This window comes from Pseudarthrobacter oxydans, assembly GCF_013314975.1.
GTDB lineage: Bacteria > Actinomycetota > Actinomycetes > Actinomycetales > Micrococcaceae > Arthrobacter > Arthrobacter oxydans.
The window spans coordinates 75,859-87,703 of the sequence record NZ_JABTYH010000008.1 but is presented as its reverse complement, the minus strand read 5'-3'; the positions used below and the strand labels follow the sequence as shown (position 1 = coordinate 87,703).

Genomic DNA, 11,845 nt, shown 5'->3' with positions numbered 1-11,845 from the left:
AGCCTAGAGGATGCCGAGGTTGCGCTGCAGCTCGTAGGGCGTCACCTGCAGGCGGTAGTCCTGCCACTCGGCACGCTTGTTGCGCAGGAAGTGCTCAAACACCTGCTCTCCCAGGATCTGGGGCATGAGCTCAGAGTCTTCCATGGTCCGGATGGCGTCATGCAGGCTGGCAGGGAGGGGATCGTGTCCCATGGCGCGACGTTCGGCCGAGCTCAGCGACCACACGTCGTCCTCGGCGGCGGCCGGGAGGTCGTAGCCTTCCTCGATGCCTTTCAGGCCGGCCCCGAGCAGGACCGCGTAGGCCAGGTAGGGGTTGGCCGCGGAGTCGATGCCGCGGTACTCGATCCGTGCGGACTGGCCCTTGCCCGGCTTGTACAGCGGAACCCGAACCAGGGCTGAGCGGTTGTTGTGGCCCCAGCTCAGGTAGCTCGGAGCCTCTCCGCCGCCCCAGAGGCGCTTGTAGGAGTTAACGAACTGGTTGGTCACTGCGGTGAATTCGGGCGCGTGCTTGAGGATGCCGGCGATGAACTGGCGGGCGGTCTTTGAGAGCTGGAATTCGGCGCCGGCCTCGTAGAACGCGTTGGTGTCGCCTTCGAACAGCGAGAAGTGCGTGTGCATGCCGGAGCCCGGGTGGGCGGTGAACGGCTTGGGCATGAAGGTGGCATAGGTGCCCTGCTGCAGAGCCACTTCCTTGATGACGGTGCGGAAGGTCATGATGTTGTCCGCGGTCTGCAGGGCGTCCGCGTAGCGCAGGTCGATTTCATTCTGGCCGGGGCCCGCCTCGTGGTGGCTGAATTCCACGGAGATACCCACGGATTCGAGCATGGTGACAGCTGTCCGGCGGAAGTCCTGGGCCACGCCGCCCGGAACATGGTCAAAATAGCCGCCCTCGTCCACGGGCACGGGAGCGCCGTCCGGGCCGGGTTCCTGGGACTTGAGGAGGTAGAACTCGATTTCGGGGTGGGTGTAGCAGGTGAAGCCCATGTCGGCGGCCTTGGCGAGGGTCCGCTTCAGGACGTTGCGGGGATCCGCGGCAGACGGTTCGCCGTCCGGCGTGAGGATATCGCAGAACATGCGCGAGGTCTGTTCCGTCTCCCCGCGCCACGGCAGGATCTGGAAGGTGGAGGGATCGGGCTGGGCCAGCATGTCTGACTCGAATACCCGGGCCAGGCCTTCAATGGCGGAGCCGTCGAAGCCCAGGCCTTCCTCGAACGCACCCTCAACCTCTGCGGGGGCCAGTGCCACGGACTTGAGCGAACCCACGACGTCGGTGAACCACAGGCGCACGAAACGTACGTCGCGCTCTTCGATTGTGCGCAGGACAAACTCTTGCTGGCGGTCCATGATGGCCTCTTCTCCGGTCAACGTCCATGCTCCGGGCCCGCAGTAAAGGGAAGCCGGCAGCAGTTCACCAACACTGTACTAAGCATTCGGCGCCGATGCTGAAGCCTGCGCCGCGCGTAACACAGCGTTAACGCCCCGCCACCGGATTTGAGCCGCGCAACCGGGCTGTGCGCACCGTCGGGACCCGCCGCAGGCCGGCCCCTATGACCCTTATCACCAGGGGAGCCTCCGGTCCGCGGTAGCTAGGACAGCGGCTCCCCCACTACGCTCATGCCATGGCCTCAAGCACCAGCTCCGATTCCAGCATGTCCGCCGACGTCCCCGCCCCCTACGGCACCGGGCCGGGCCAGGCAGCTGCGCCTGCGGCTGCGGCAGAGCCGAAGCCGGCCAAGGTGCGCATCCACCACCTGCAGCAGGCCAAGAGGGACGGTACCAAGTTCGCCATGCTGACTGCCTACGAGCAGTACACGGCTGAAATCTTTGACGCCGCCGGAATCGAGGTTCTCCTGGTCGGCGACTCGGCCTCGAACAACGTGTTCGGCAACGAGACCAGCCTTCCCGTCACGGTGGACGAACTGCTGCCTCTCTGCCGTGCCGTAGCACGCAGCGCCAAGCGCGCTCTCATCGTGGCCGACCTGCCGTTCGGCAGCTATGAGGTGTCCGCGGAACAGGCAGTCGGGGCCGGCGTCAGGTTCCTCAAGGAAGGCCTGGCGCACGCCGTCAAGATCGAGGGCGGCGCCTACTATGCGCCCACGGTGAAGGCCATGGTCCAGGCCGGCATTCCGGTCATGGCACATATCGGTTTCACCCCGCAGAGCGAGCACGCCCTGGGCGGTTACCGCGTGCAGGGCCGCGGCGACGATGCGCAGCGCCTTATCGACGACGCAGTCGCCCTCGCTGAGGCGGGCGCGTTCTGCGTGCTGATGGAGATGGTCCCCGCCGGGACGGCAGCTGCCGTGGACGCGGCTGTTCCCGTCCCCACCGTGGGCATCGGCGCGGGCAAGGAAACAACCGGACAGGTGCTCGTGTGGCAGGACATGGCCGGGCTGCGGGGCGGGCGGATGGCCAAGTTCGTCAAGCAGTACGCAGACCTGCGCAGCACGCTGCTGGACGCTGCCACGCAGTATGGCAATGACGTCAGGTCAGGACAGTTCCCCGGGCCGGAACACTCGTTCTAAAAGGCGCCGACGGAACAGGCGGGCCGGCACCCGGCCGGCCTGCCCGCCCGACGGTCAGTCGTCGTCCTTTTCCCAGGCCTCATTGCGGGCCCGCACCTTTTCCAGCGCGTGTTCGGCTTCCTCCCGCGTTTTGTACGGTCCGATCAGCTGGCTCCAGTCGGACAGCCGGTCCTCTTCGATCTCATGCGTATTGACGTTGTACCAGTACTCAGTCATCGTTGCTCCTCGTTCCGGCGGCGGGAAAGCTGCGGCGTGACCCGCGTAACTTAAATTCTTACGCAGGCCCTGCGCGGCTTCCGGTTGTTAGGCGTTCTGCACTGCCTTATATGATCAATCTATGCCTTCCCTTGCCTCGACTGCACCCATCGGCACCCTCACCCCGGGAACCATAGGTCCGCAGCGTCCCGTCCCGGCGTCCATCCCCCGGCCGGAGTACGTCGGCAGGCCCGCACCGGCGAAATTCACCGGTTCGGAGGTCAAGTCCCCGGAAACAATCGAGAAGATCCGGATCGCGGGGAAGATCGCGGCACAGGCCATCGTGGAGGTGGGCAAGCACATCAAGCCCGGCGTCACCACCGACCAGCTGGACAAAGTGGGACATGAGTTCCTCCTTGACCACCACGCCTACCCGTCCACCCTCGGTTACCGGGGCTTCCCCAAGTCGCTGTGCTCCTCCCTGAACGAGGTCATTTGCCATGGCATCCCGGACAGCACAGTGGTCCGGGACGGGGACATCCTCAACATCGACATCACCGCCTTCATCAACGGAGTCCACGGGGACACCAACTACACCTTCCTGGTGGGCGACGTGGACGAGGAATCCCGGCTGCTGGTGGAACGCACCCGGGAGTCCCTGAACCGGGCCATCAAGGCTGTGGCTCCCGGACGGGAAATCAATGTCATCGGCAGGGCCATCCAGTCCTACGCCAAGCGCTTCGGCTATGGTGTTGTCCGTGATTTCACCGGGCACGGCGTGGGCGAAGCCTTCCATACCGGGCTCATCATTCCGCACTACGACGCTGCACCGGCCTACAACACGGTGATCGAGGCCGGCATGGTCTTCACCATTGAACCGATGCTCACCCTCGGCACCGTGGAATGGGACATGTGGGCCGATGACTGGACCGTTGTCACCAAGGACCGGAAGCGCACTGCCCAGTTCGAGCACACGCTGCTGGTGACGGACTCCGGCGCGGAAATCCTCACGCTGCCCTAGCCCTGCCCCCACCTGGCACCCCTACGACGCACACACCATGGCCCCACCCCTTCCCGGTTTTTGACCGGACATCAATTCCCGGCCGGCCACCGGCCGCCGCAACCCTGACCGCCCCTGCCACGAACGGAAACCCATTGGCCAAGAAGGACGAAAAGTCGCACAAGAACGCCCCGCTGATCGGCATCGACATCGGAGGTACCGGAATCAAGGGCGGCATTGTCGACCTGAAGAAGGGCAAACTGCTGGGGGAACGGTTCCGTGTCCCCACTCCTCAGCCCGCCACGCCTGAATCAGTTGCCGAAGCCGTGGCGCTGGTGGTTGCCGAGCTGTCCGCCCGCCCCGAAGCGCCTGCTGCCGGCTCCCCCGTCGGCGTGACCTTCCCCGGCATCATCCAGCACGGCGTGGTCCACTCCGCGGCCAACGTGGACAAGAGCTGGCTCAACACGGACATCGATGCGCTCCTGACTGCCCGCCTTGGCCGGCCCGTTGAGGTCATCAACGACGCCGACGCCGCGGGCCTGGCCGAGGCGCGCTACGGCGCCGGTGCCGGTGTCAAGGGCACGGTCCTGGTCATCACGCTCGGCACCGGAATCGGCTCGGCCTTCATCTTCGACGGCAAGCTCGTCCCCAATGCTGAACTTGGCCACCTCGAAATCGACGGCCACGACGCCGAGACCAAGGCTTCCGCGGTGGCCCGCGAACGCGACGGCCTGTCCTGGGACGAGTACAGCGTGCTGCTGCAGCGCTACTTTTCCCACGTCGAATTCCTGTTCTCGCCCGAACTGTTTATTGTGGGCGGCGGCATTTCCAAGCGCGCTGACGAGTACCTGCCCAACCTGCGGCTGCGCACGCCGATCGTGCCGGCGGTCCTCCGCAACGAGGCCGGCATCGTGGGCGCCGCGATCGAAATCGCCCTGCAGCACAAGCTCGCCAAGTAGCCGTGGGATCGGTGCCGCCCCGGACCGGGGCGGCACCGGCCAAGGGCGCCAGCCGCAGAATTAGTGCTCTTAGAGAGCTGCTTGCTGCCCACAAGGGATAAACGGGAGTCGCGGGCCCTTTCCTGCCGGCCGCCGGAGTGGCGTCGCCAGGGCAGGCATAAGGGTCGACGGCGGCGCGGGGGTTCCGCTGGAGTGTGGCAGGAGTCCGTCAGCCGGCTCGGTAGTTCCGCCGCAGGCGGCACATTCTCCCGTCGGGCAACATGCCGGGACAGAGTGCCGGTGGCGGCTTCGGCTTCCCCTCCGCTGCCGCCACCGGAGTTTAGAGGGGGCTCTTCTCGGAGCTCTTGGCGCCCTTCGCGGCAACGCCCCGGGCGTCCTGTTCTTCCTGGCGGAGCAGGGCAATGGCAGTCTCGAAATCCTCAAGGGATTCGAAGGCCTGGTAGACGCTCGCGAAGCGGAGGTAGGCAACCTTGTCCAGCTTCTGCAGGGGTCCGAGGATGACCAGGCCCACCTCGTGGGCGTCGATTTCGGCGGCGCCGGAGGAACGGATCTGTTCCTCGACTTCCTGCGCCAGCAGTGCGAGGTCGTCCTCGCTAACGGGACGCCCCTGGCAGGCTTTGCGTACCCCGTTGATCACCTTGCTGCGGCTGAAGGGCTCGCCCACGCCGGAGCGCTTGATCACGGAAAGGCTGGTGGTTTCGACGGTGGTGAACCTGCGTCCGCACTCCGGGCACTGGCGGCGGCGCCGGATGGCTGAGCCGTCATCCGCCATGCGGCTGTCCACCACCCGGGAATCGGGGTTGCGGCAGAACGGACAGTACATTGTGCCTCCCTCTCCCAGGATCTGTGCCGGCGAAAAACTGCAGGCGCAACTGCGCCGTATCCCAGTTTACGTCTCCGCTCCGGCTAATAACAAGCGTGTAAGTACTACATGTTGTGGTTGCCACCACTACATGTCGACATTGCGGGCAGATGTCAGGAGAACCTGGCGGTCACCGCATCCCCGTGCGCGGGAAGGTCCTCGGCTCCGGAAAGGCTGACAATGTGGCCGCTGACTTCCGCCAGCGCGTCACGGGTGTAGTTCACCACCTGGATGGCCCGCAGGAAAGTGGTGACGTTCAGGCCCGACGAGAAGGCAGCCGTTCCGCTGGTGGGCAGGACGTGGTTGGATCCGGCACAGTAGTCCCCCAGGCTGACCGGGCTGTAGTCGCCCACAAAGATGGCACCGGCATTCCGGATCCTGGCGGCGACCCCTGGGGCATCCTGCGTCATGATCTCCAGGTGTTCTGCCGCGTAGGCATCGCACGCCGCAATGCCCTGTTCAAGGTTGTCCACCAGGACCACCCCGGACTGCGGACCGGACAGCGCCTCGCGGACGCGGGCGGAGTGCCTGGTGGCCGCGGCCTGCCGGTCGAGCTCGGCACGGACGGCGGCGGCGAGGTCCCCGGAGTCCGTAATCAGCACGGAGGCTGCCTTGGGATCGTGCTCGGCCTGGCTGATGAGGTCGGCTGCCACCAGGCGCGGCTGGGCCGTGGAGTCTGCGAGGATCGCGATTTCAGTGGTGCCCGCCTCGGAGTCGATCCCCACCACGCCCTTGACCAGACGCTTGGCGGTGGCAACAAAGATGTTGCCCGGTCCGGTCACCACGTCCACCGGTTCCAGGGCCGGGCCCGCCTCGGTTGCCGGGACACCGTAGGCGAACGCGGCGACGGCCTGGGCGCCGCCGATGGCATACACCTCGGTGATGCCCAGCAGCGCGGCAGCGGCAAGGATGGTGGGGTGGGGCAGCCCGCCGAACTCCTTTTGCGGAGGGGACGCCAGGGCGATGGACTGGACTCCCGCGGCCAGGGCCGGGACGACGTTCATGATCACGGAGGAGGGGTAGACGGCGAGGCCGCCCGGGACGTAAAGACCCACCCGCGACACCGGAACCCAGTTCTGTGCCACCACTGCGCCGTCGCCGAGCTGCACCTCGATATTGCGCGGACGCTGGCCGTCAGCGAACCGGCGGGCCCGGCTGATGGACTCCTCAAGCGCGCCGCGGACTGACGGCTCCAGCTCCTCCAGAGCGGACGCCAGGGCCTCCGCGGGAACCAGCGGGTGGTCCTGCGCCACGCCGTCAAAACGCCGGGCGAGTTCACCCAGCGCCGCGAATCCTCCCTGCCGGACAGCCGAAATGATGTCCTGGACCTTCTCCTCGGCGTCGGCCACGGTCTGGCCCTGGGCCCGCGGCACGGCGGCCCGGAGTCCGGCGAGGGTAAGGCTTTGGCCACGCAGGTCAACGGTGCGGAAGTCCACGGCGGTGGCGGCTGGGCTGGCGGAGTTCTCCGAAGAAATGGTCACTGGCCTATTTTACTGGCCCTGCCACTGCGTCCGGCGACTCCCGTGGTCCGCCGCCGGCTTCCGGCTCATGAGATCGAGAAGCTCCAACACGAAAACCGAGACGGCCGTGGCAGCGGGCCACAGGAGCAGCACCGGCCAGGCGCGGAGCGAAAAGGCAATGCTGGCGTTGGCTGAGGCATCAACTGCAGGCGCCCACAGCTGCGCTGCCAGCAGCCCCGTTTGCCACGCCAGGGCTGCACCGCACAGGGCTCCCGCCAGGCCCGCCACCAGGTCCGCCTGCGGATCCGCCCGTTTCCTGTCTGCCAGGACAACGGCCAGGAGGCATCCGGCAAGCACCAGCAGTCCTGCCAGCGTCAGGTCCCGCGGCAGCCAGACATTCGGGTTGGTGCCGCTGCCGAAGGCCGGGTCCCTGGTGACCAGGTTCAGGCCCCCGGGCGCCAGGAGCCACCAAAGGATGCCCAGCGGGACACCTGCCGCAGCCGGGATCACCAGCATCGCCCAGGGCAGCCGCGGGCGTATGCGGCGGATGGCTTTCGTCATGCAACAAACCTTAACAAATGTCCGCGGCGTTCATCGCCGGATCCGGGCCTTTCCGGGAGTTCACTGCCGGGGCGGCAGAGCCATACCCTTGAAGGAAAGCACACGTACCCGCCTTCCAGCCACCAGGAGTTTCCGTGACAACTAATGACGTTCCGTTCGAGCGGACGTTCAGGGAGATGTTCCGGCGCCACGCCGCCGGTGTCGCCATCATCACGGTGAACTACCAGGACCAGCCCTACGGCTTCACCGCCACCTCCGTGGCCTCGTTGTCCGCACAGCCGCCGCGCTTCACGTTCAACATGGCCCGCAGCTCCCGGTCGTGGCCTGCTGTCGCCAACACCGCCTACCTGGGGGTCCACATGCTAGGCCTCGAGAACATGCAGCTGGCCGACCGGTTCGCGGGGGCAGGCAACCGTTTTGAGGGCGACCATTGGGAAACCGGTCCGCACGGGGTGCCCATCCTGAAGGACGTAGCGGGCTGGCTGATCGGCGAAGTGCAGATGCGGCTGTCCTTCGAGAACAACGCCGTGGTGGTGGTCCAGGTGGTGGACGGCCAGGTGGGCGGCGACGGCTCACCGCTGCTGTACCACGGCGGCGCGTACGGCCAGCCCGTCCCGCTGGACTACGAGATCTAGCAGTCCCCCACCACCCGCGGACGACGACGGGACGCGCCTCCCGTCGTCGTCCTTCCCTCGTCGTCCTCTCGTCAGGAGGCCGCTTAGGCGTCCAGGCAGGCAGGGCCGAGCAGCACTTTGAGGTCGCCGAACAGTGACGGGCTGGGGTTCACGCGGAGGTGGACCGGCAGTCCCATGACTTCCGTCCGCGTATCGCCCTGCAGGTGCAGGCGCACCTCGGAGTTGCCGCGGTGCGTGCGGAGGACGTCGCCCAGCTCGGTGACCACAGCCTCGGTGGCTTTGTAGGTGGGCATGGTGATCACCAGCGGCCCGTTGAGCCCCTCGCTGAGGTCCGGAACGGACAGCTCCATGCAGTTCAGGGTGATGGCACCGTCGTCCCGTTTCTGGAGGCGCCCCTTGACCACCACGATCAGGTCCTCCGCGAGGACAGAGGCGATGGGTCCGTAGACCTGGCCGAAGAACATGACTTCCATGGAACCGCCAAGGTCCTCCACTTCGGCCCGGGCGTACGCGTTGCCGCTGGCTTTGGCAATGCGCCGGCTCAGCGAGGTGATCATGCCCGCAATAGTGATGATGGCGCCGTCCTGCGGCCCGTCCTCGCCGAGGACGGAGGTGATGCTCATCTCCGCGTGCTGGCTGAGCAGTCCCTCCAGGCCCTGCAGCGGATGGTCCGAGACGTACAGTCCGAGCATGTCCCGCTCGAAGGAAAGCTTGTCCTTCTTCTCCCACTCCGGCAGGTCGGGGATCTCGATACTCAGGGATGACTCGGATTCGGCTTCGTCGAACCCGGCGAAGAGATCGAACTGTCCGATCGCCTCGTTCCGCTTGAGGGTGATGACGGAGTCGATGGCCTCTTCATGGATCATGGCCAGGGCCCGGCGGTGGTGCCCCAGCGAATCGAAGGCGCCGGACTTGATCAGTGATTCGATGGTCCGCTTGTTGCAGACCACGGCAGGGACCTTCATCAGGTAATCCTTGAAGGACGTATACGCGCCCTCGCTCTCGCGGGCGGCCACCATGGCCTCCACCACGTTCACGCCGACGTTGCGGATGGCGCCCATGCCGAAGCGGATGTCGTTGCCCACGGGGGTGAAGTTCAGTGCGGACTCATTGACGTCCGGCGGCAGCACGGTGATGCCCATGCGGCGGCACTCGTTGAGGTAGATCGCCGACTTGTCCTTGTCATCCCCCACCGACGTCAGCAGCGCGGCCATGTATTCCGGCGCGTAGTGGGCCTTGAGGTACGCGGTCCAGTAGGAGATCACGCCGTACGCGGCGGAGTGTGCCTTGTTGAACGCGTAGTCGGAGAAGGGAAGCAGGATGTCCCACAGGGTCTTGACGGCCTCCATTGAGTAGCCGTTGTCCTGCATGCCCTGGGAGAACCCGGCGAACTGCTTGTCCAGCTCCGATTTCTTTTTCTTGCCCATGGCGCGGCGGAGGATGTCCGCCTGGCCCAGCGAGTAGCCGGCCAGCTTCTGCGCCACCGCCATGACCTGCTCCTGGTAGACGATCAGGCCGTAGGTTCCGCCGAGGATCTCCGCGAGCGGTTCCTTCAGCTCGGGGTGGATCGGGATGACTTCCTGGATCCCGTTCTTGCGGAGCGCGTAGTCCGTGTGCGCGTTGGCGCCCATGGGCCCGGGCCGGTACAGGGCAAGGACGGCGGAAATGTCTTCGAAGTTGTCAGGCTTCATCAGCTTGAGCAGGGACCGCATGGGCCCGCCGTCGAGCTGGAACACGCCCAGGGTGTCGCCGCGGGCCAGGAGCTCGTAGGACGGGGCGTCATCCAGTTCCAGGGACTCGAGGTCCAGGTCGGTGCCGCGGTTCATCTTGATGTTTTCCAGGGCGTCGGAAATGATCGTCAGGTTCCGCAGGCCCAGGAAGTCCATCTTGATCAGCCCCAGGCCCTCGCACGTGGGGTAGTCGAACTGGGTGATGACCTGGCCGTCTTGGATGCGGCGCATGATGGGGATGACGTCGATGATCGGGTCCGAAGACATGATGACGCCGGCGGCGTGGACGCCCCATTGCCGCTTCAGGCCCTCGATGCCCAGGGCCGTCTCGAAGACTTTGGCAGCCTCCGGGTCGGTGCTGATCAGCTGGCGGAAGTCGCCCGCCTCGCCGTAGCGCTTGGCTTCCGGATTCTGGATGTCCGCCAGCGGAATGTCCTTGGCCATCACGGCCGGCGGGAGCGCCTTGGTCAGCTGCTCGCCCATGCTGAACGGGTAGCCCAGCACGCGGGAGGAGTCCTTCAGCGCCTGCTTGGTCTTGATGGTGCCGTACGTGACGATCATGGCCACGCGCTCGTCGCCGTACTTCCGGGTCACGTAATCGATGACCTCGGACCGTCGCCGGTCATCGAAGTCGACGTCGAAGTCGGGCATGGAAACGCGGTCCGGGTTCAGGAACCGCTCGAAAATCAGGCCGTGGCGCAGCGGGTCGAGGTCCGTGATGCGCATGGCGTACGCCACCATGGAGCCGGCGCCGGAGCCACGGCCCGGGCCTACGCGGATGCCGTTGTTCTTGGCCCAGTTGATGAAGTCCGCCACCACCAGGAAGTACCCCGGGAAACCCATCGAGGTGATGACGCCCAGCTCGTAGTCCGCCTGGGCACGGACGTCATCGGGTACACCGCCCGGATAGCGGTAGTCGAGCCCTTTGGCAACCTCTTTCACCAGCCAGGACGTTTCGTCCTCCCCCGGCGGGCAGGGGAACCGCGGCATGTAGTTGGCGCCGGTATTGAAGGAGACCTCGCAGCGCTCGGCGATGAGGAGCGTGTTGTCGCAGGCGTCCGGGTGGTCGCGGAACAGTTCGCGCATTTCCTGCGGGGACTTCAGGTAGTAGCCGCTGCCGGAGAAGGCGAAGCGTGAACCGCCGTTGTCGTAAGTGGGCTCCAGGAGGGTGGACCCGGACTGGATGGCCAGGAGCGCCTCGTGGGCCTTCGCGTCGTGCTCGTGGGTGTAGTGGAGGTCGTTGGTGGCCACGAGGGGAAGGTTCAGGTCCTTCGCGAGCCGCAGCAGGTCGCCGGTGACGCGCCGCTCGATGTCCAGCCCGTGGTCCATGAGTTCGCAGAAGTAGTTCTCGGCCCCGAAGATGTCCCTGAACTCCGCGGCGGCTTCCAGCGCTTCACGGTACTGGCCCAGCCGCAGCCGGGTCTGGATCTCCCCGGAGGGGCAGCCCGTGGTGGCGATCAATCCCTCGGAGTAGGTGTTGAGCAGTTCCCGGTCCAGGCGTGGCCATTTGCCGAACACGGCGTCCAGCGACGCGATGGAGGACGCCCGGAACAGGTTCCGCATGCCCGCATTGTTGTAGCTGAGCAGGGTCATGTGGGTGTAGGAACCGCCGCCGGAGATGTCGTCCTTGCGCTGGTGCTCTTCGCCCCACCGCACGCGGCTCTTGTCGCCGCGGGCCGTTCCCGGAGTCACATAGGCTTCGACGCCGATGATCGGTTTGATCCCCTTGTCGGTGGCCTTCTTCCAGAAGTCGAAGGCACCGAAGAGGTAGCCGTGGTCGGTGGTTGCGAGTGCGGGCATCCCCAGCCGCTCGGTCTCGTCGAACAGCTCACCGAGCCTGGCGGCGCCGTCCAGCATCGAGTACTCGGTGTGGTTGTGGAGATGGACAAACGAGTCATTGCTGGAAGTCACCGCACTATTC

Annotated in this window: 10 protein-coding genes; 4 read left to right on the top strand and 6 right to left on the bottom strand. The window is 66.0% G+C overall.

All coding sequences use genetic code 11. The features are described from left to right. Nucleotides 1-3: 3 nt before the first annotated feature. Nucleotides 4-1,344: a type I glutamate--ammonia ligase gene (gene glnA, locus HTS88_RS07670; RefSeq protein ID WP_066280551.1), complete on the bottom strand. Its 1,341-nt coding sequence runs from the start codon at nucleotides 1,342-1,344 to the stop codon at nucleotides 4-6. A 275-nt stretch (nucleotides 1,345-1,619) separates the two neighbouring features. Between glnA and panB the strand changes: the two genes are divergently transcribed. Next, complete coding sequence (gene panB / locus HTS88_RS07665) at nucleotides 1,620-2,522, top strand: 3-methyl-2-oxobutanoate hydroxymethyltransferase (RefSeq protein ID WP_174177024.1); 903 nt, start codon at nucleotides 1,620-1,622, stop codon at nucleotides 2,520-2,522. Between the two features lie 54 nt (nucleotides 2,523-2,576). Here the strand turns inward: panB and HTS88_RS07660 are convergent, their stop codons facing one another. Beyond that, nucleotides 2,577-2,738: an SPOR domain-containing protein gene (locus HTS88_RS07660; RefSeq protein WP_174177022.1), complete on the bottom strand. Its 162-nt coding sequence runs from the start codon at nucleotides 2,736-2,738 to the stop codon at nucleotides 2,577-2,579. A 121-nt stretch (nucleotides 2,739-2,859) separates the two neighbouring features. Here HTS88_RS07660 and map point away from each other — a divergent pair, with 121 nt between their 5' ends. Both map and ppgK read left to right on the top strand, forming a co-directional pair. Beyond that, nucleotides 2,860-3,738, top strand: a complete 879-nt coding sequence (map, locus tag HTS88_RS07655; RefSeq protein WP_174177020.1) for a type I methionyl aminopeptidase — start codon at nucleotides 2,860-2,862, stop codon at nucleotides 3,736-3,738. 134 nt (nucleotides 3,739-3,872) lie between these two features. Next, on the top strand, nucleotides 3,873-4,676 hold the full coding sequence (gene ppgK / locus HTS88_RS07650; protein ID WP_174177018.1) for a polyphosphate--glucose phosphotransferase: 804 nt from the start codon (nucleotides 3,873-3,875) through the stop codon (nucleotides 4,674-4,676). Nucleotides 4,677-4,995: 319 nt separating this feature from the next. On the opposite strand, the gene nrdR is transcribed toward ppgK, so the two are convergent. The 3 genes from nrdR to HTS88_RS07635 all read right to left on the bottom strand — a co-directional run bounded on the left by nrdR (nucleotide 4,996) and on the right by HTS88_RS07635 (nucleotide 7,559). Then, entirely contained in the window at nucleotides 4,996-5,499 is a 504-nt protein-coding gene (nrdR, locus tag HTS88_RS07645; RefSeq protein WP_104188663.1) for a transcriptional regulator NrdR, read from the bottom strand. Between the two features lie 152 nt (nucleotides 5,500-5,651). Then, on the bottom strand, nucleotides 5,652-7,019 hold the full coding sequence (hisD, locus tag HTS88_RS07640) for a histidinol dehydrogenase (RefSeq protein ID WP_174177016.1): 1,368 nt from the start codon (nucleotides 7,017-7,019) through the stop codon (nucleotides 5,652-5,654). Between the two features lie 9 nt (nucleotides 7,020-7,028). Continuing rightward, nucleotides 7,029-7,559, bottom strand: coding sequence for a hypothetical protein (locus tag HTS88_RS07635; protein ID WP_174177014.1), 531 nt, complete (start codon nucleotides 7,557-7,559; stop codon nucleotides 7,029-7,031). A 134-nt stretch (nucleotides 7,560-7,693) separates the two neighbouring features. Between HTS88_RS07635 and HTS88_RS07630 the strand changes: the two genes are divergently transcribed. Next, a complete protein-coding gene (locus HTS88_RS07630; RefSeq protein ID WP_174177012.1) occupies nucleotides 7,694-8,194 on the top strand; it encodes a flavin reductase family protein in 501 nt (166 codons plus the stop codon). Between the two features lie 83 nt (nucleotides 8,195-8,277). Here the strand turns inward: HTS88_RS07630 and dnaE are convergent, their stop codons facing one another. Beyond that, complete coding sequence (dnaE, locus tag HTS88_RS07625; RefSeq protein WP_174177010.1) at nucleotides 8,278-11,835, bottom strand: DNA polymerase III subunit alpha; 3,558 nt, start codon at nucleotides 11,833-11,835, stop codon at nucleotides 8,278-8,280. Nucleotides 11,836-11,845 lie beyond the last annotated feature (10 nt).